Origin of the sequence: Janthinobacterium sp. Ant5-2-1 (genome assembly GCF_001445815.1) — a bacterium.
Classification (GTDB): domain Bacteria; phylum Pseudomonadota; class Gammaproteobacteria; order Burkholderiales; family Burkholderiaceae_D; genus Janthinobacterium; species Janthinobacterium lividum_E.
Genome location: NZ_LNCE01000016.1, coordinates 14353 through 33994, shown reverse-complemented (window position 1 = coordinate 33994; position 19642 = coordinate 14353). Strand labels below are relative to the sequence as shown.

Annotated in this window: 14 protein-coding genes; 6 read left to right on the top strand and 8 right to left on the bottom strand. The window is 64.9% G+C overall.

Annotated elements, in window-relative coordinates:
* Nucleotide 1 precedes the first annotated feature (1 nt).
* Genes cysC through ASN89_RS05980 form a run of 6 tightly spaced genes read right to left on the bottom strand, consistent with a single transcriptional unit; the run spans nt 2 to nt 8747 of the window.
* Nucleotides 2-571 (bottom strand): adenylyl-sulfate kinase, encoded by a 570-nt coding sequence (gene cysC, locus ASN89_RS06005; protein WP_235501885.1) that lies wholly within the window; start codon nt 569-571, stop codon nt 2-4.
* A 24-nt stretch (nt 572-595) separates the two neighbouring features.
* Entirely contained in the window at nt 596-3265 is a 2670-nt protein-coding gene (locus tag ASN89_RS06000) for a nitrate reductase (protein ID WP_058048616.1), read from the bottom strand.
* A gap of 22 nt (nt 3266-3287) precedes the next feature.
* The gene (locus ASN89_RS05995; protein ID WP_058048615.1) at nt 3288-4526 is read right to left on the bottom strand and encodes an NAD(P)/FAD-dependent oxidoreductase; all 1239 of its coding nucleotides are present in this window, start codon (nt 4524-4526) and stop codon (nt 3288-3290) included.
* Nucleotides 4523-4876, bottom strand: a complete 354-nt coding sequence (gene nirD / locus ASN89_RS05990; protein ID WP_034754999.1) for a nitrite reductase small subunit NirD — start codon at nt 4874-4876, stop codon at nt 4523-4525. Before nirD ends, ASN89_RS05995 begins: the two co-directional genes overlap by 4 nt.
* A 12-nt stretch (nt 4877-4888) precedes the next feature.
* Nucleotides 4889-7441: a nitrite reductase large subunit NirB gene (gene nirB / locus ASN89_RS05985; protein WP_058048614.1), complete on the bottom strand. Its 2553-nt coding sequence runs from the start codon at nt 7439-7441 to the stop codon at nt 4889-4891.
* Between the two features lie 10 nt (nt 7442-7451).
* Nucleotides 7452-8747 (bottom strand): MFS transporter, encoded by a 1296-nt coding sequence (locus ASN89_RS05980; protein ID WP_058048613.1) that lies wholly within the window; start codon nt 8745-8747, stop codon nt 7452-7454.
* Between the two features lie 322 nt (nt 8748-9069).
* Between ASN89_RS05980 and ASN89_RS05975 the strand changes: the two genes are divergently transcribed.
* Nucleotides 9070-10770 carry a CehA/McbA family metallohydrolase gene (locus ASN89_RS05975; RefSeq protein WP_058048612.1) on the top strand — a complete coding sequence of 567 codons (1701 nt, stop codon included), beginning with the start codon at nt 9070-9072 and terminating at the stop codon, nt 10768-10770.
* Here ASN89_RS05975 and ASN89_RS05970 read toward each other — a convergent pair.
* Nucleotides 10754-11686: a LysR family transcriptional regulator gene (locus tag ASN89_RS05970; protein ID WP_058048730.1), complete on the bottom strand. Its 933-nt coding sequence runs from the start codon at nt 11684-11686 to the stop codon at nt 10754-10756. The two genes, ASN89_RS05975 and ASN89_RS05970, sit on opposite strands and share 17 nt — an antisense overlap.
* Before the next feature lie 128 nt (nt 11687-11814).
* Between ASN89_RS05970 and ASN89_RS05965 the strand changes: the two genes are divergently transcribed.
* The 4 genes from ASN89_RS05965 to ASN89_RS05950 all read left to right on the top strand — a co-directional run bounded on the left by ASN89_RS05965 (nt 11815) and on the right by ASN89_RS05950 (nt 15906).
* Entirely contained in the window at nt 11815-12210 is a 396-nt protein-coding gene (locus ASN89_RS05965; protein WP_046684597.1) for a RidA family protein, read from the top strand.
* A 125-nt stretch (nt 12211-12335) separates the two neighbouring features.
* Entirely contained in the window at nt 12336-12971 is a 636-nt protein-coding gene (locus tag ASN89_RS05960) for a hypothetical protein (protein ID WP_058048611.1), read from the top strand.
* Nucleotides 12964-13623, top strand: coding sequence for a hypothetical protein (locus tag ASN89_RS05955; RefSeq protein ID WP_058048610.1), 660 nt, complete (start codon nt 12964-12966; stop codon nt 13621-13623). Before ASN89_RS05960 ends, ASN89_RS05955 begins: the two co-directional genes overlap by 8 nt.
* 177 nt (nt 13624-13800) lie before the next feature.
* Complete coding sequence (locus ASN89_RS05950) at nt 13801-15906, top strand: prolyl oligopeptidase family serine peptidase (protein ID WP_058048609.1); 2106 nt, start codon at nt 13801-13803, stop codon at nt 15904-15906.
* A gap of 92 nt (nt 15907-15998) precedes the next feature.
* On the opposite strand, the gene ASN89_RS05945 is transcribed toward ASN89_RS05950, so the two are convergent.
* Nucleotides 15999-16622: a glutathione S-transferase family protein gene (locus ASN89_RS05945; protein ID WP_046684020.1), complete on the bottom strand. Its 624-nt coding sequence runs from the start codon at nt 16620-16622 to the stop codon at nt 15999-16001.
* Between the two features lie 251 nt (nt 16623-16873).
* Here ASN89_RS05945 and ASN89_RS05940 point away from each other — a divergent pair, with 251 nt between their 5' ends.
* Nucleotides 16874-19573 carry a M1 family metallopeptidase gene (locus ASN89_RS05940; RefSeq protein ID WP_058048608.1) on the top strand — a complete coding sequence of 900 codons (2700 nt, stop codon included), beginning with the start codon at nt 16874-16876 and terminating at the stop codon, nt 19571-19573.
* Nucleotides 19574-19642 lie beyond the last annotated feature (69 nt).

Genomic DNA, 19642 nt, shown 5'->3' with positions numbered 1-19642 from the left:
GTCACATCCGCCGCTGCAAATGCCGGCACAGGCGCTCGACCGACTCGTCCAGCGCCAGGACGCCCGTATCCAGGGTCAGCGCGGCCGCCAGCGGCGCTTCGTAAGGCGAGGAAACGCCCGTGAATTGCGCGAGCTGCCCCGCGCGCGCCTTTGCATACAGGCCCTTGGGATCGCGCGCCTCGCATGTGGCCAGCGGCGTGCTGACGTGGACTTCAATGAAATGCGCCGCGCCGATGATGGCGGCGGCCATGGCCCGGTCGGCGCGGTACGGGGAGATGAAGGCGGCGATGACGGTCAGGCCCGCCCCGTTCATCAGGCACGCCACTTCGGCCGCGCGGCGGATGTTTTCATGCCGGTCTTCCGGCGTAAAACCGAGGTCGCGGTTCAAGCCGTGGCGCAGCTGGTCGCCGTCAAGCACCGCCACGGCGCGGCCCTGCGCCTTGAGCCGGCGCGCCAGCGCGTCGGCGATGCTGGACTTGCCGGCGCCGCTCAAGCCCGTCAGCCAGACCGTGTCGTGTTGTCCTGCTGTCATCACACTGCCTCTCTCCTTGTAGAGCTGGCAATATAACAAAGCCGCGCAGGAAAGGACAGATGATCAGGCAGCGCTGCGCGCCTCAAGCAGCAACTGTCGTATCTCCGGCACGCAAGAGCCGCAATTGCCGCCCGCCTTGACGCAGGCCGTCACCTGCGCCGTCGTCGTCAATTTTTGCTCCCGGATGGCGGCGCAAATGGTGTTGCGCCCCACGCCAAAGCACGAGCACACGGTAGGACCGGCGTCCACGCCCTTGCCGATGGGCTGGCCCAGCAGCACGCCGGCGCGGTCCGCCGCATCCATTTGCGCATGCGCGAACAGGCCCGCCAGCCAGCTGCGCGACGGCAGGTCTGGCCGCGGCGAGACATACACGCATTGCGCGATGCGTCCCTCGTCCAGGTGCACGGCGCGGTACACGCCGGCGCTGGCGTCCGCGTAATCGAGCCAGTCCGCGTTGTCGTCCGTAACGCCGAACAACGCGCGCGCCCAGGCGCCCAGGTCATCGATGCGCTGGCGGCCGGCCAGCTCGTAGCGCAGGAACTGCTCGCCCTGGATGCGCGTCCAATGCGCCACGCCGTCCAGGTCCAAGGGCGTGCGGCTCAACACGAACGCATGCCAGTGTACGCGGAACTGCTCGATGCGCACGGGCGTATGCTTGAATTCGGGTTCGCCCGAGACGGGGTCGACGACGGGATTGACGACGGCGCCCACGCGCGCGTCCGATGCATTCGCGTCGCTCCAGTGGATCGGCACGAAGACCTGGCCGCGCGCGATGCCGCCGCCATGCACGACCCTCGCCACCATCGCGCCCCAGGCGCTGGACACGCGCGCCAGCTCGCCTTCGCGCACGCTGTACAGCAGCGCATCCTGCGGGTGGATATCGATGAACGCTTCGGCGATATGGCCCGACAGTTTCGCCGCCTTGCCCGTGCGCGTCATCGTATGCCACTGGTCGCGCACCCGGCCCGTATTCAGGATAAGCGGGTAGTCCTCGTCGGGCATGTTGCGCGGCGCGCGCGGCGCCGTCGGCACGAAGCGCGCGCGGCCGTCCGCATGTGCGAAGCGGCCGTCGCCGAACAGGCGCGCCTGGTCCTGCGGCCACTGCTGCGGCGCCAGGGCGTCGTAGCGCGCCGCATCCCGGCCGGTCAGGTGGCCCAGGTTGAACAGGCGCTTTGTGGCCCCTTCGTTGCGGAAGGCGGACAGGCGCGCGTGTTCGTCGAAGATGGCTTGCGACGCCGTGAAATCGAAGCCGGGATAACCCATGCGGCGCGCCACGTCGCACAGCACGTCCCAGTCGGCGCGCGCTTCGCCGGGCGCCGGCAAGAAGGCCCGCTGGCGCGAGATGCGGCGCTCGGAATTGGTCACCGTGCCATCCTTTTCGCCCCAGCCCAGGGCCGGCAGCAGCACGTCGGCATGCGCGTTCGTGTCCGACCCGGTGCTGATGTCCGACACCACCACCAGTTCGCACTTGGCCAGCGCGCGGCGCACCTGGTCGGCGTCCGGCATGCTGACGAGGGGATTGGTGGCGATGATCCACACGGCCTTGACCTTGCCCGCCTCGATGGCGTGGAACAGCTCCACCGCCTTCAGGCCAGGCTTGTCGGCCATGCGCGGAGAGTCCCAGAAGGTTTGCACGGTCTCGCGGTGTGCCGGCTTGTCGAGATCCAGGTGCGCCGCCAGCATGTTGGCCAGGCCGCCCACTTCGCGCCCGCCCATGGCGTTCGGCTGGCCCGTGAGGGAAAACGGACCCATGCCGGGCTGGCCGATGCGCCCCGTCGCCAGGTGGCAGTTGATGATGCTGTTGACCTTGTCCGTGCCGGAAGACGACTGATTCACGCCCTGCGAAAAGGCCGTGACGACCTTGCGCGTGGCGGCAAACGCCTGGTAGAACGCCAGCAAGGCTTGCGGGTCGACCTTGCAGATTTTCGCCACCTGCAAGGGATCGGAGCAGTCGACATGGGCGGCCGCCAGCGCCTCATCGAGGCCGCTGCTGTGGCGCGTGACGAAAGCATCGGCGATCACGCCTTCGCGCGCCAGGTAGCACAATAGCCCGTTGAACAGCCACACGTCGGTGCCCGGTTTCACGGGCAGGTGCAGGTCGGCCAGCTCGCAGGTGGCCGTGCGGCGCGGGTCGATCACCACCAGTTTCATCTCCGGCCGGGTTTCGCGGATGCGGGCGATGCGCTGGAACAGGATCGGGTGGCACCAGGCCGTGTTCGAGCCCACCAGCACCACCATGTCGGCCAGTTCCAGGTCTTCATAGCAGCCGGGCACGATATCTTCGCCGAACGCCCGCTTGTGGCCGGCCACGGCCGACGACATGCACAGGCGCGAATTGGTGTCGATATTCGCGCTGCCCACATAACCCTTCATGAATTTGTTGGCGATGTAATAGTCTTCCGTCAGCAGCTGACCCGAGACGTACAAGGCGACGGCGTCGGGGCCGTGCTTGTCGATGATGGCGCGCAAGCCGCCGGCCACCTGGTCCAGCGCGGCATCCCAGGAAGCGCGCCGCAGCACGCCATCGACGCGCACCTGCGGTTGCAGCAAACGCTTGTCGAGGTCCAGCGTGTCGCCGAGGGCAGAGCCTTTCACGCACAGCTTGCCCAGATTGGCAGGGTGAGTGGCATCGCCGGCAATGCGGATGGCGCCGTCGGGCAGGCGTGTCGCTTCCACGCCGCAGCCGACGCCGCAATACGGGCAAGTGGTTTTCACGGGCGTGCAGCTTGTCATGGGCGTATCCTGTTGGTCGCTGTCAGGCGGCCTGGGCGCACAGCGCCTGGCCAAACAATAAATGGGCGCGCAGCTTGCTGATGTCGCGGCGCTGCTGGATCAGGTCGAAATACCAGGGGCCGTCCTGCACGTCGCCATACAGCACGGCGCCAGCCAGGCGGCTGCCCTGCACCACCAGGCGCTTGTAGACGCCGCGGCGCGGATCGCGCAGCACCAGGTCTTCACTGCCCTCGCCGCCGATGATGTCGCCGGCCGAATACAGGTCGATGCCCGTCACTTTCAATTTGGTGGCGCTGGCCTGCTGCACGTAGCGGCGGTGCCCTGCGCCGGCCAGGTGGGCGCCGCACACGCGCGCCTGCTCCCAGATGGGCGCGACCAGGCCAAACGTGGCGCGCCGGTGCTGCACGCATTCGCCCACGGCGTACACGCGCGGGTCGTAGCTTTGCAGGCAATCGTCAACGACGATGGCCCGTTCGCAGTGCAGGCCGGCCGCTTGCGCCAGCGCGATGTTCGGGCGCACGCCGGCCGTCATCACCACCAGGTCGGCGGGGATGCTGCTGCCGTCCGCAAACTGCACGCCTTCCACGCGGGTGCTGCCGATGATGGCGGACGTTTGCGCGTGCATCAGGAAACGCAGGCCGCGCGCTTCCAGCGCCGTTTTCAGCAGCATCGATGCGGGTGCGTCCAGCTGCTGGTTCATCAAGGCGCCGCTCATGTGCACGACGGTGACATCCATGCCCTGGCGCTGCAAGCCGTTGGCCGCTTCCAGTCCCAGCAAGCCGCCGCCGATGACCACCGCGTGGCGGTGCGTGCGCGCCGTTTGCAGCATGGTGTCGACGTCGCTGATATCGCGAAAACCGATCACGCCGGGCAGTTCGTGGCCCGGCACGGGCACGATGAACGGCGTGGAACCGGTGGCCAGCAGCAGGCGGTCGTAGGCCACCGTGATGCCCGACAGCGCCTCTACCTTGCGCGCCTTGCGGTCGATGCGCACGACGGGGTCGCCCGCGTGCAGGGCGATGCCATGCTGCGCATACCAGTCGCGCGTGTGCAGCATGATGTCGTCCACCGACTTTTCGCCTGCCAGCACGGGAGACAGCAGGATGCGGTTGTAATTGCCGTGCGGTTCGGCGCCGAACACGGTGATGTCGTACAGGTCCGGCGCGAGTTTCAAGAGTTCCTCGACCGTGCGCATGCCGGCCATGCCGTTGCCGACGACGACCAGCGAGGGACGCGCAGTTGCCTTGACTGGCGGATTCACAGGGCCACCCACACCATGTCGGCAAACACGCGCGCCGGCCAGGCGGCAACCGAATGCTCGGGCGCTTCGATGCACTCGCCGCTGGCCAGGTCGAAGTGCTGCTTGTAGATCGGCGACGCCACCACGACGCGCTCGCCGATGCTGCCGACCAGGCCCCGCGACAGCACGGAAGCGCCCGCATTCGGGTCGATATTGTCGATGGCGTATACACGCGGCGCCGCATCGCCGACGCGGAACACGGCCACGTGGCGGCCACCCAGCAATGCGCATACGCCCGTGTCGGGCACGATATCGGCCAAGGGACAGATGGCCACCCAGTTGTCGGCAGTGGCGCCGGAAAGTTCATTCATCGCATTCATGGCTCACGCCTCCACGGCAAGGATGGGGATCACGGTGCTGCGGCGTTCCATCTCGGTGGCGGGCCGGATCTGGCCCCGCTCTTCGACGAACACCACGTTTTCATCGCTCTTCTCGCTGTTGACGAAATGGCGGAAGCGCTGGCGCACGGCGGGATTGGAAACGGCTTCCTTCCACTCGCAGGCGTAGGTGTCGACCACGTGCTGCATGTCCGCTTCCAGTTCGTGGGCGATGCCCAGGCTGTCGTCGATGATGACGCGCTTGAGGTAATCGAGGCCCCCTTCCAGATTGTCGCGCCACACGCTGGTGCGCTGCAGGCGGTCGGCCGTGCGCACGTAAAACATCAGGAAGCGGTCGACATAGCGCACCAGCGTGGCTTCATCGAGATCGGAGGCGATCAGTTCCGCATGGCGCGGCTTCATGCCGCCATTGCCGCACACGTACAAGTTCCAGCCCTTTTCCGTGGCGATCAGGCCGATGTCCTTGCCCTGCGCCTCGGCGCATTCGCGCGTGCAGCCGGAGACGCCGAACTTGATCTTGTGCGGCGTGCGCAAGCCCTTGTAGCGGTTTTCCAGCTGGATTGCAAAGCCCACGCTGTCGGCCACGCCGTAGCGGCACCAGGTGGAGCCGACGCACGATTTCACCGTACGCAGCGACTTGCCGTAGGCGTGGCCCGACTCGAAACCGGCCGCGATCAGTTCTTCCCAGATGGCCGGCAATTGATCGACGCGCGCGCCGAACAGGTCGACCCGCTGGCCGCCCGTGATCTTCGTATAGAGACCATATTTTTTCGCCACCATGCCCACGGCAATCAGGCCATCGGCCGTCACTTCGCCGCCCGGCATGCGCGGTACGACGGAGTACGTGCCATCCTTCTGGATATTGCCGAGGAAGTAATCATTACTGTCCTGCAGGCTGGCGTGTACGGGAGACAGCACGAAATCGTTCCAGCACGAGGCGAGGATATTTGCCGCCACAGGCTTGCACACGTCGCAACCGAGACCCTGGCCATGCGCGCCCAGGAGTTCGCCGAAGCTGCGGATTTTGCCCACGCGCACCAGGTGGTGCAATTCCTGGCGCGAGTACGCAAAGTGTTCGCACACGTGGTTGTTCACCATCAGGCCCTGCTTCTGCATTTCCGCCTTCATGATCTGCGTGACCAAAGGCACGCAGCCGCCGCACGCGGTACCCGCCTTGGTGCAGCTTTTCAGGGCGGCTATGGTGGTGGCGCCCTCGGCGACGGCCGCGCACAGCGCGCCTTTCGACACATCATTGCACGAGCAGATTTGCGCCGCCTCGGGCAAGGCGTCCACGCCCAGGCCCACCTTTTGCTGGCCATCGGCCTGCGGCAGGATCAGGAATTCGGGGGATGCCGGCAGCTCGATCTTATTGAGCATCATCTGCAGCAAGGTGCCGTACTCGCTGGCGTCGCCCACCATCACGCCGCCCAGCAGGTATTTTCCGCAATCGGAGACGACGATTTTCTTGTAGATCTGCTTGCGTTCATCCATGAACTGGTAGGAGCGGCTGCCCGGCGCATTGCCGTGCGGGTCGCCCAGGCTGGCCACATCCACGCCCATCAGTTTGAGCTTGGTGCTCATGTCGGCGCCCTTGAACGAGGCTTCGCCCTCTTCCTGCAGCACATGGCGCGCCGCGATGCGGGCCATTTCGTAGCCGGGCGCCACCAGCCCGAACACCAGGCCGCCCCACAGCGCGCATTCGCCGATCGCGTAAATGTCCGGATCGGACGTGACGCAGCTGTCGTCGATGGCGATGCCGCCGCGCGGTCCTACGTCCAGGCCGCAGGCGCGCGCCAGTTCATCGCGCGGGCGGATGCCGGCCGAAAAGACGATCATGTCCGCTTCCAGATGGCTGCCGTCGGCGAACTGCATGCGGTGCGTGGCCGATTCGCCGTCGACGATGGCCAGGGTGTTCTTTTGCGTGTGCACGGTCACGCCCAGTTCCTCGATCTTGCGGCGCAGGACGCGCGCGCCGCCCTCGTCCACCTGCACGGCCATCAGGCGCGGCGCGAATTCCACCACGTGGGTGTCCAGCTTCAAATCGCGCAAGGCTTTCGCGCATTCGAGGCCCAACAGTCCGCCGCCGATCACCACGCCCGTTTTTGACTTTCCGCCCCAGGCCAGCATGGCTTCCAGGTCTTCGATGGTGCGGTAGACGAAGCAGCCGTCGCGCTCCTTGCCCGGCAGCGGCGGCACGAATGGCGTCGAGCCGGTGGCGAACACCAGCTTGTCGTAGGCCAGCACTTCGCCCGTGCTGGCCGTGACGGTTTTCGCCGCGCGGTCGATCGAGACGGCGCGCGCATTGAGTTTCAGGACAACGTTGCCCTTGTCGAAAAAGCCGGGCGCCACCAGGGACAGGTCGTCGGCCGATTTGCCACTGAAAAATTCGGACAGGTGCACCCTGTCGTAGGCGGGGCGCGGCTCTTCGCACAAGACCGTCACTGACAGGTGCGGCGCGTTTTCCAATGCCAGGCGTTCAAGGAATTTATGCCCGACCATGCCATGGCCAAGGACGACGATGTTCAAAGGGTGAGTCATTACTGTCTCCTCAGGCCGCGGCCATGTTCGGTTCGGCCGCTTCTCGGGTAAAACGCACGGCGATGGCGCACAGGGCCGAGATCACCACCAGCGCGCTCAGGATGATCAGAGTCTGGCGGATGTCGCCCGTGCCCTTCATCAGAAAACCGGCCGCCACGGCGCCCACGTTGCCGCCGGCGCCGATGATGCCGGCCACGCCGCCCAGTGCCTTGCTGTCGATGAAAGGCACCAGCGCGTAGGTGGCGCCGCACGCCATGTGGGTGAACAGGCCGAAGACCAGCATGGCGATGACGGCCCAGGTGACGCTGTCGACCTTGGCAAACCACAGCAGGCCAACGCCTTCGCCGATCATCAGCATGAACAGCAGGGTCACGCGGCTATTCAGGTTGCCGCGCAAGGCCAGCTTGTCGGACATCCAGCCACCCAGGGCGCGGGCAAACAGGGCCAGCAAGCCGAAGCTGCCGGCGGCCAGGCCCGCCGATTTCAAGGACAGGCCAAAATGGTCGACGTAGTACACGGCAGCGATGTTGTGAATGAAAATCTCGATGCCGAAGCAGGCGCCGTAGGTGACGAACAGCAGCCACACGCGGTAGTTGGAGCTGGCCGCCTTGAAGCTGTCCCAGCCACCCTTTTTTCCACCCTCAATGGCGATGCCGGCGGCGCGCAAGTCCGAGTAATTGCCTTCAGGGCAATCCTGCGTATAGCGCCAGTAGAGAACGGCCATCACCAGCATCAGCACGCCCGGCACCAGCAGGGCCACGCGCCAGCCCAGCGATTCGGACACGCCCAGCATGACCACGGCACCGAGCAGCAGTGGCATCAGCGCCTGCGCCGCGCCGCCGCCCGCATTGCCCCAGCCGGCAGCCGCCGCATTCGCCGTGCCGACAACGCGCGGGGCGAACATCACGGAGGTGTGATATTGCGTGATGACAAAACTGGCGCCGACAGCGCCGATGCCCAGGCGGAAGAACAGAAAGCTTTCATAGCTTTGCGAAGCGGCCACGCCCAGCACAGGAATGGCGCCCAGCAGCAGCAAGCCCGTGTAGGTCTTGCGCGGGCCGTAGCGGTCACACAATGGCCCCACGATCAGGCGCACGAGGATGGTGATGGCGACGGCCGCGATATTGATGTTGGCCACTTGCGCCAAGGAAAGGCCGAACTCGCCCTTGATGACAGGCATCAGGGGAGCGCAGGCGAACCAGGCGAAGAAACACACGAAAAATGCCATCCACGTCAGGTGAAATGCGCGCATGGGCGGCGTGGCGAGGGAGAAGAGCGCGATGCTCGTTGCTTTTTGGCTGGCCATATAGGTTCCCGAAATATCCCGTTGATAAAACAAAACGGCGCCCGCCCCCGCCGATGAAAAATCAGCCTGGGCGGACGCCGTTGTCCATGTGGTCCGTCGTTGGACCGTTGTGCGTTTATTCAGGGGATCGCCGTTGATCCGTACTTCCTGTTTAGCAAGCGCCGTGCCAGCTTGCCGCACGGGCAAACGCCCTTATCGATACGAGGTTTGCGCCAGATCATGGCCAATCGCGGTGCAAGCACGCCACTTACTGGTGCATGCAGGAACCAGCAAGTGGCAACTCTTGTCTAACTACCATCTGAAGCAGTAGCGGGAGGCCACGATGGTCCAGACACTGCGGCGTCGCTGGCGGCCACCCTGGCCGCCATGGCTGGCATGTGCGTGCGCCGGGCTATTGCTCATTGCGTGGAGCAACACTGCCGCCGCGCAAGAGCCGAAGGAACACAGCGAGCTCGATGCCACCGTCGTCGCGCCCTTTCACGCCGCGGCCGGTGCACGGACGACGCAGTCACGCACATTTATCGTGCGGCTCACCTATCCCGATGAAGGCCGCCCCCATGCCGTGCGCTGGACATTGACCTTGTCCGGCCCCGGCCCGCAAGGCACCGTGCTGCGGCGCTGGTCGGGCACGGAACAGGTGGGGGCCAGCGGCAAGAGCGTGAACCTGCCCTGGGATGGCCGCGCCGACGCCGATGCGCGCGAACGGCGCGTGCTGGCACAGGACGGCTTGTATCAGTTACGCCTGCTTGCGGTGGCGGACGCGGGCACGCCGCATGAAGCGCAGGTGGAACAGCAGTGGCACATCCAGGTGCAGCGCGGTGCAAGCACGGCGCCCAGGGTGAGCGCCTTCCAGGCCGGCCTGCAACAACTGCCCGGCCTGGAAGGCCAGCCCGGCTACCGCATCGTCTACGCCAACCTGCACAGCCAGACGCGCCACAGCGACGGCGGCGCGGCGCTCGACGCCTGCCATGGCGCGCAAGACCCGCAAACGGCGCCCTACGGCCCCATCGATGCCTACAAGTATGCGCAAGACCACGGGCTCGACGCCCTGCTGACGTCCGAGCACAATCACATGTACGACGGCTCGGACGGCACCAACGCCGCTGCCACCCCTGCCGAAGCGATAGCCCTGTACCAGACGGGCCTGGCCGAAGCGGCCGCGTATTCGGCCGCCCACCCGGGTTTCCTGGCCCTGTACGGCATGGAATGGGGCGTCATCAACAAGGGCGGCCACCTGAATATCATCAATAGCGGGCAGTTGCTGGGCTGGGAAAAAAATGCCCAGGGCGAGCTGCTGGCCGATGTCGAGACGCCGAAGGGCGATTACGCGGGCCTGTACAGCTTGATGCGCAAAAGGGGCTGGATCGGCCAATTCAATCATCCCGCCTATGCAGGCCAGTTTCTCGTCAACGGCCAGCCGCTGGGCTACACGCCGGACGGCGACGCGGCCATGGTGCTGTGCGAAGTCATGAATACGTCCGCGTTTTCCACGAACGACGCGGAAACGGAGACCCGGCGCAGCAATTACGAGGCGGCCTGCAACCGCGCCCTGGCGGCCGGCTACCACGTGGCCTTCAGCAGCAACCAGGACAACCACTGCGCCAACTGGGGCGCATCGTATGGCAACCGCACGGCTGTCCTGGTGGCCGGTCCGGCCGCTGGCACGTCCGTTTCACGCGACAGCTTCCTCGACGCGCTGCGCGCGCGCCGCGTGTTTGCCACCATGGACAAGCACGCACAGCTGCTGTTCACGGCCAACGGCAAGCTGATGGGCGAGCGTTTCGACAACCGCGGCCCCTTGCGCCTGGCCACCAGCTTCAGCAACAGCGCGGGGCGGCAGGCGGCGGCCGTCGCCATCTTCCACGGCGTGCCGGGCGGCAACGGTTCCGTCACGCCCATCTCGGACCAGGCCGAGCTCACCGTCACGCCCGCGCCCGGCCCCCATTTCTATTACGCGCGACTGACGCAGGACGACGGCAATATCGTCTGGTCGGCGCCCTTGTGGGTCAATCAACTGCCGTGACGGCGACTGGGCGGGCGGAATGCCGGGCCATCAATTCGACCACCCAATCGATAAAGACGCGCAGTTTCTTGCTGACATGGCGGTTCGGCGGATAGGCAAGATAGAGCGGCATGGGATCGACCGTCCATGTTTCGAACAGCGGCAGCAGCTCGCCCCTGGCCACGTGCGGCCGCGCCATGTAATCGGGCAGCCACAGCACGCCCAGCCCCGCTACCCCGGCCGCCAGGTAGGCGTTGCCGTCGTCGATCGACAGCACGTACTGGCCATGGATCTTGACGCTCTGGCCCTCGCGGTGCATCACATACGGAAAGCCGTTGCCGCTGCTGGCCCAGCGAAAGCGCACGATGCGGTGCGCGCTGTCCTGCAAGTCCAGCGGATGCAAGGGCGTGCCCACCCTTTGCAGGTAGGCCGGCGCCGCATACACGCCCAGTGGCAGGTCGGCCAGCTTACGCGCCATCAGCGACTGGTCGGTGATGTCACCGCCGCGTATCACGCAATCGACATTGTCGGCGATCACGTCGACCATGCGGTCGCTGGCGCCCATGTCGAGCACGATATCGGGATACAGCGCATGAAACGTGGGCAGCGCCGGCACCAGCAGCAAAGCGGCAAGCGGACTGGGCACGTCCACCCGCAACTGGCCCCGCGGCAAGGCGGCGGCATGCGGCAAGCTCGTTTCGATTTCTTCCAGTGTATCGAGCACCTGCACGATGCGCTCGTAATAGGCCGCGCCATCGGCCGTCACATTGACCTTGCGCGTGGTGCGGTTCAGCAGTTTCAGGCGCAGGCGCGTTTCGAGCTGCTGCACCAGTTGCGTCACCGTGGTGCGGCTCATGTGCAAGGTCGCGGCCGCCCGCGTAAAACTGCCCGTCTCGACCACCCGCACGAACGCCTTCATCGCATCAAACCTGTCCATCCACGCCTCCGCCATTCGATTGTTTGGATTATACAAATAGTCCAGTCCGATCTGGCCGCTTTATCCGCAGGTTGGTAGCAGATAAAGTGTTCTCCAGGCAGCAACTTCGCTGCATCAACAAAGGAAAGCTGATGAAACGCGACGTCGTATTCCCTCCGGGCCGCCAGGCCCTGTATGAACAGAACCGCTATTCCCCTGCCGTCCGTGCCAACGGCCTGCTGTTTGTGTCGGGGCAGGTCGGCAGCCGCGAAGACGGCACGCCCGAACCCGGGCTCGAAGCCCAGGTCCGGCGCGCCTTCGACAACCTGAACGCCATCTTGCAAGCCGCCGGCTGTACCTTCGACGATGTGCAGGACGTAACCATCTTTATCGTCGATCCACAATCGCACTTCCAGCGCATCTGGGATATCGTGCAGGCAGAGTATTGGGGCCAGGCGCCGCACCCGACGGTCACGGCCGTTGGCGTGACGTGGCTGTATGGTTTCCAGTTCGAAATCAAGGTGGTGGCCAAGCTGCCGGGCTAGGATACGGCGTCCGGAAGCGTGCAGGAAAATGGCAGCAGGCTTTCCCTCGCACGATTGCCCGCCGCAAGGTGCGTTGACACTGATCTATGGCAACATTGCGCAACCGACCCATGCCAGGAAACGGAATGAAACCAAAAGCGCTGATCATCGCCAATATTGAAGCGTACTTGCTGGAACCGCTGAGCGCAGCGGGCTTCAAGTTCTCGCCTAGCCAGCTGACTTTCAAGCGCACGCAGAACGAATTTCTCCAGGCCATCCATTTCCAGGTCAACCGCCATAACGAAGAGGATGTCTGCGTGGCATTCTGGAGCCACTATCAAGTCTCGTCCAGATCCTATGCTACATGGCACACGGCGCGCTACGGCCGTGAACCTGTCAACAATATCGTTGGCGGCGTGGCGGACTGGAATATCAGAAGCTGGCAATTCCCTGTCATCGATGGCAAGGAAGTCAAAGAACACCAGCTCGTCGATCCGTCCCATCGGGCAACGGTGATGGCCTGCCTGAGGGACAATCTGCTGGAGTTGGCCGTTCCCTGGTTTGAGCGCCTTTCCAATTGGGAAAATGCAGCCCTGGCTCTCGTCGAAGCGCAAGAATCGCATGCCAAGGCCTGCGATTTTTATCTGATGGCGGGCAAGCAGGAAAGAGCCCTGTGGGCACTGAACGAGGGCCTTGCCTATTGGCAGAAAAATCCCGCAGCCTCTTTTCCGGAGGAAAAAGAAGAGATCGCTTTGCGGATGGAGAAATACGCCTATGCTTGACATCACTTGCCCCTACGATGGCGACTGCGGACGCCACTTCGACAGCAGCGCAATGGATGCCTCGGATGGCGCGTTCTTGAAAACGGCCATCGGCAAAAGTATGACCTTCATGTTCCTGCACTGCCCCGCATGTGCAAGGATGTTCCAGTTTAATCCAGTCGCCTGGACAGCGCAGGCGTGCGAAGCCGTCGCGCCTAAGGCCGCCCGGCCAGCGAAGAAAAGCGGCAAGCAGCTGGAAAAATTGCTGACCAGGGAAAAAGTGGCCCTGCCCCAGGCCTATCTCGCTCACCTCCGCAGCGCAAAGCCACGTCCCGACATGGCGATTTTCACCGATGAAGCCCCCTTCACGCTGTACAGCCTGGACGCGCTGTGCAAAGACGTCGAGGTGGATGGAACAAGCTATCTGGCAGTCAGGCAACTGGCTGGCTTTGCGCAGGCGCTGGCACAAGCGGCGGGAACGGGGTCGAAGCAGGCTGCACCGTTCAGTCCTGCCGAGCTGGCGGAGTGCCTGGCCATCGGCGAGGAAAACACGCGCATCCTGTTCATCGACAGCCGCGACAACGATGCCTTATGGATTTATCACTGCGACGGCAGCGATGTCGAAAAGACGGGGCTCACCGTGACCTCGCTGATGGGGCCTGGCGCCCCCTGAAGAGCCAACACGCCGCAGATTCTACGGCCCCGCTCTTTTCCAGCAAACAATATTGGAAAAATAATTATTTTTTAAGCAGCCGTCCATAGACACTGGTTCCTCATGGCAATCCATGGCACCATGGCTGCGCCGTTTTGCCTGCAACGCGGCCTCCATCGGACCAACCAGGAACCCTCTATGTCGTCATATCGCATTCTCGCCGGCAGCATGCTGCTCGGCCTGGCCGCAGCGGGCATCGCCCATGCGCAAGCCCCCGCCCCTGCCGCCGCCAACACCGATCCCCATTTGTGGCTGGAAGAAGTCCTCGGCGACAAGCCGCTGGCCTGGGTCAAGCAGCACAATGCCGTCACCACCAAGGAACTGGAAGCCCAGCCCGGCTTCCCGGCCCTGCAGGCGCGCCTGAAGACCATCCTCAACTCGAAGGAACGCATTCCCTACGTGAGCAAGGAAGGCGAGTTTTACTACAACTTCTGGCGCGACGCCCAGCACGTGCGCGGCATCTGGCGCCGCACTACCCTGGCGCAATACCAACTGGCCGAACCCGTCTGGGAAACCGTGATCGACCTCGACCAGCTGGCCGCCGGCGAGAGTGAAAACTGGGTCTGGGGCGGTGCCTCCTGCCTGTATCCGAAGGGTGAACGCTGCCTCATTTCCCTGTCGCGCGGCGGCGGCGACGCCAAGGTGGTGCGCGAATACGACGTGGCCAAGCGCGCCTTCGTCGAAGGCGGCTTCACCCTGCCCGAAGCGAAGGGCAGCGCCAGCTGGATCGACCAGGATACCCTGTTCGTCTCCACCGATTTCGGCCCCGGCTCGATGACCAGCTCGGGCTACCCGCGCATCATCAAGCAGTGGCAGCGCGGCACGCCGCTGGCGCAGGCGCAAACCTTGTACGAAGCCAAGCCCGACGACCTGAGCGCCGGCGCCTACAAGGATTTCACGCCCGGCCATGAACACCAGTTCATCGAGCGGCAGATCGATTTTTACAGCGGCGAGATGTTCCTGCGCGACGGCGCCGAGTTGAAGAAAGTACCGAAGCCGGACGACGCTACGGCCTTCACCGTGCGCGACCAGCTGGTCATCACCTTGCGCTCGGACTGGAAAGTCAACGGCAAAACCTACCTGCAAGGCTCCTTGCTGGCCACCGATTTCAAGGCCTTCATGCAGGGCAAGCAGGAGCTGGAAGCGCTGTACGCGCCGACGGCCACGTCGTCGCTGGACAATGTCACGGCAACCAAGTCCGCCATCCTCGTCACCACGCTGGACAAGGTCAAGAACCGCCTGACGGAACTGCGCCACGTGAACGGCAAGTGGCAGCGCCGCGCCGTCGATGCGCCGAAGCTGGGCACCCTGGCCGTCAGCGCGCTCGATTCCGTCGACTCGGACCAGTACTTCCTGACGGTGACCGACTTCCTTAACCCGACCACCCTGTACCTGGCCACGGCGCAAAGCGACAAGCGCACGAAAATCAAGTCGCTGCCCGCCTACTACGACGCCACACCGTACAAAGTGGAGCAGTTCGAATCGACGTCGAAGGATGGCACCAAGGTGCCGTATTTCGCCATCATGGGCAAGCAGACGAAGTTCGACGGCAGCAACCCCACCGTGCTGTATGGCTATGGCGGCTTTGAAGTGTCGCTGAAACCCAGCTACAGCGGCACCACCGGCGTCGCGTGGCTGGAGAAAGGCGGCGTGTATGTGCTGGCAAATATCCGCGGCGGCGGCGAGTTCGGTCCCCGCTGGCACCAGGCGGCGCTGAAGGAAAACCGCCAGCGCGCGTATGACGATTTCATCTCCGTGGCGCAGGACCTGATCAAGCGTAAGATCACCAGCCCGCGCCACCTGGGCATCATGGGCGGCAGCAATGGCGGCCTGCTGACGGGCGCCGTGCTGGTGCAGCGTCCCGATTTGTTCAACGCCGTCGTCAGCCAGGTGCCGCTGCTCGACATGCGCCGCTATAACAAGATGCTGGCGGGCGCCTCGTGGATGGGAGAGTATGGCGACCCGGACGTGCCGGAACAATGGGCGTACATCAGCAAGTACTCGCCGTACCAGAACGTCTTCAAGGACAAGAAATATCCGCGCGTGCTGTTTACCACCTCGACGCGCGACGACCGGGTCCACCCCGGCCATGCGCGCAAGATGGTGGCGAAGATGGAAGAGCAAGGCCACGACGTGCTGTACTGGGAAAACACGGAAGGCGGCCATGCGGGCGCGGCCAACAACGACCAGCAGGCGCTGATGTGGGCGCTGACCTACACCTTCCTGTGGGAGCAGCTGAAGTAAAGCGGTGGTGTCGGATTACGCGCTCACGCGCCTCGGCGGCCCCGCTAATCCGACCTACCCAACCTGCCCGGCCTACCCGGCTGCGGTATTCCTTACTTCGCCTGCGCGCTGGGGCGTTCCGCGATGCGGTCGCGGTAGGCCTGCAAGTTCTGCAACCCTTCCGCGCCGGGCCGGTACTTCATCAGGCCGCGCACGAATTCCAGCGCGCAGAAGGCCGTGATGTCGGCAATCGTGAAGCGGTCGCCGGCGATGTATGGCTGGTGGGCCAGCACCTGGTCCAGCCATTGCGCCGTCTCGCGCAGCTTGCCCGCCTGCGCCGTGGCGAAGTCGGGAAACTGCGGATTTTCCAGCGCCACCAGGGCCGGATGGCCATGGCGCACCCAGTTGGCGGCGGCGCTGAACAAATGCAGTTCCACGCGGCGGTCGGCCATCTCGATAAACGCGCGCTCCTCGTACCCCTCGCCCATCAGGTTCGGCTGCGGCTGCAAGCCTTCCAGGTAAGTGCAGATGGCGCGCGTCTCGGTCAGCACGCGCCCATCGTCGAGCTCCAGCACGGGCACGCGGCCCAGCGGGTTTTTCGCCAGGAAGGCGGGATCGCGGTGATGGCCCGCCATCAGGTCGAGCGCCACTTCCTCGATGCCGGTGATGCCCTTCTCGGCGATGAACATGGTGACGCGGCGTGGATTGGGCGTGCGGGGGCTGATAATCAGTTTCATGTGCTTGGGTCTCGTCTTGTTATGTTAGTGGATGCGGCTACGGGGCTGGCCTGCGGGAGTACGGTCACGCGTCCATCATACCAGCGCACCGTCATGGTGCGGCGCCCCTGGCGCGTTGACTTTGCCCCCGTTTCGCCTTAGATTGCTGTACGGGAACGCTGGCCGCCAGTTCCAGCATGTCCCCCACACGTCATCAACGCCCGCAGCCTATCCGGCTGGAGGGCGTTTTATCCATGAAACTAGGGCATACCATGCATCGCACACCGACTCCGCGCTTCCGCCGCAGCCAACTGGCCGCCGCCGTCCTGGCACTGGCTTCCATCACGGCCGCCCATGCGGGCCACGCAGCTCCCGCCGCAGCACCCAAATACGCCTCGGCCAGCCACGCCATTGGCACCACCACGCAGCTGCCGCGCGGCGTCACGCCCTTGCACTACATCCTGTCGATCACGCCGGACGCCGCCGCCTCCACCTTCAAGGGCGCAGCCGCCATCAAGGTGGCCGTCGACAAGCCAACGGCGAGTATCACCTTCAACGCCTTGAACCTGACGTTTGCGGCCGCCGCCATCGAAGGCGCGGGCGGCAGCAAGCAGGTGACGCGCAAGATCGATTTCGACGCGGACAAGCAGACGGCCACCGTGCATTTTGCCCAGCCGCTGGCCAAGGGCGAGTACCTGCTGCGCATCGACTACAGCGGCAAGATCGGCACGCAGGCCACGGGCCTGTTTTCGCTCGATTACGACACGCCGCAAGGGCGCCAGCGCGCGCTGTACACGCAGTTCGAAAATTCGGATGCGCGCAGCATGCTGCCGTCGTGGGATGAGCCGGACTACAAGGCCACCTTCGCGCTGGACGTGGTCGTGCCGAGCAGCCAGATGGCCGTCGGTAACATGCCGATCGTCCGCAGCGAGGAACTGGGCAATGGCATGAAGCATGTGTATTTCGCCACCACGCCGCGCATGTCGACGTATCTGCTGTTCTTCGGCCTGGGCGACTTCGAACGGGCCACGGCCATGAGCGAGGGCACGGAAATAGGCGTCATCACGAAGCGGGGCGCGCTGGCGCAAAGCCGCTTCGCGCTCGACGAGTCGGCCGCCCTGCTGCGCGAATACAACGATTATTTCGGCGTGCGCTACCCGCTGCCCAAGCTCGACAACATTGCCGCGCCGGGCCGCAGCCAGTTCTTTGGCGCCATGGAAAACTGGGGCGCCGTGTTCACCTTCGAGTACGGCCTGCTGCTCGACCCGGCCATCTCGACGCAGGCCGACAAGGAAAACATCTACACCACGCTGTCGCATGAAATGGCGCACCAGTGGTTCGGCGACCTGGTCACCATGCGCTGGTGGGACGACCTGTGGCTCAACGAAGGTTTCGCCTCGTGGATGGAAGGCCGCACCACGGAGCGTTTGCATCCGGAATGGAACACGGCCCTGTCCAGCGTCGGCGGACGCGAGTCGGCCATGAGTCAGGATGCGCTGCGCACCACGCACCCGGTGGTGCAGCGCATCGCCACCGTGGAGCAGGCCAGCCAGGCTTTCGACGGCATCACCTATCAAAAAGGCGAAGCGGTGATCCGCATGCTCGAAGCGTATGTGGGCGCCGATACGTGGCGCACGGCCGTGCGCAACTACATGCGCAAGCATGCGTATGGCAATACCGTGTCCGACGACCTGTGGCGCGAAGTCGATGCGGCCGCCGGCAAGCCTGTCAGCGCCATCGCCCATGATTTCACCCTGCAGCCGGGCGTGCCGATGATCACGGTGGGCGACGCCGTGTGCAGAAACGGCAATACGCGCGTGCGCCTGACGCAGACGGAATTTTCCAAGGACCAGCCAAATAAAAAGCCGCTGTCGTGGAAAGTGCCGGTGATCGCCGCGACGGTGGGCAACGGCAAGCTGGCCACCGTGCTGGTCAAGAATGGCAAGGCGACCCTGAACGTGCCCGGCTGCGGCGCCCTGCTCGTGAACGCGGGCCAGAGCGGCTACTACCGCACCGTGTACGCGCCGGCCAACACGCGCGCGCTGGCGGGCAGCTTTGCGCGCCTGGCGCCGATCGACCAGCTGGGCTTGCTGGCGGACAGCCAGTCGCTGGGCCTGGCCGGTGCGCAAAACCTGGCCGATTTCCTGGAACTGGTGCAAGCGACGCCGCTGTCGGCCGATCCGCAGGTGCTGGGCAAGGTGGCCGGCTCCCTGGGCAGCCTGTACCAACAGTATGCTGGCGACGCCGTGCGCCAGCAGGCTTTCGGCCGCTTTGCCGTGGCGCGCCTGGCGCCGATGATGGCGCAGACGGGCTGGGAAGCGCGCGCGGGCGAAGCGTCCAGCGTGGCGACCCTGCGCGGACAACTGATCGCCATCCTCGGCGACATGGGCGAACCGGGTGTGATCGCGGAAGCGCGCCGCCGTTACGCGGCCAGCGAACAAGATCCCGCCGCCATGCCCGCGCCGTTGCGCCGCACCATCCTGGGCGTGGTGGCGCAGCATGCGGACGCGACCACCTGGGAGCAGCTGCACGCCAAGGCGCGACAGGAACAGACGCCGCTGGTCAAGAACCAGCTGTACGACCTGCTGGCTTCAAGCGACGATCCCGCCCTGGCGCAGCGCGCATTGGCCCTGGCGCTGACGGACGAGCCGGGCGTGACCAACAGCCCCGCCATGATCTCGCGCGTGTCGCGCACGCATCCGGAACTGGCTTTCGACTTCGCGCTGGCGCACCTGGAACAAGTCAATGCGCGCATCGACGCCAGCTCGCGCAGCCGCTACTTCCCGCGCCTGGCCGCCGGCTCGGCGCAGCCGGACATGATCTCCAAGCTGGAAGCGTACGCGCAAGCGCATCTGCCGGCCAGCGCGCGCGGCGACGCCGACAGTTCCGTGGCCGGCATCAAGTACCGCATCAAGCTGCGCGCCGAACGGCTGCCGGCCGTCGATGCGTGGCTGGCGAAACAGGCGGGCTAAGAGGGGAACAAACAAGCCTCCCGGCGCCTGGCGCCGGGAGCAAGAAAACGCAGGCAAAAAAAACCGGCT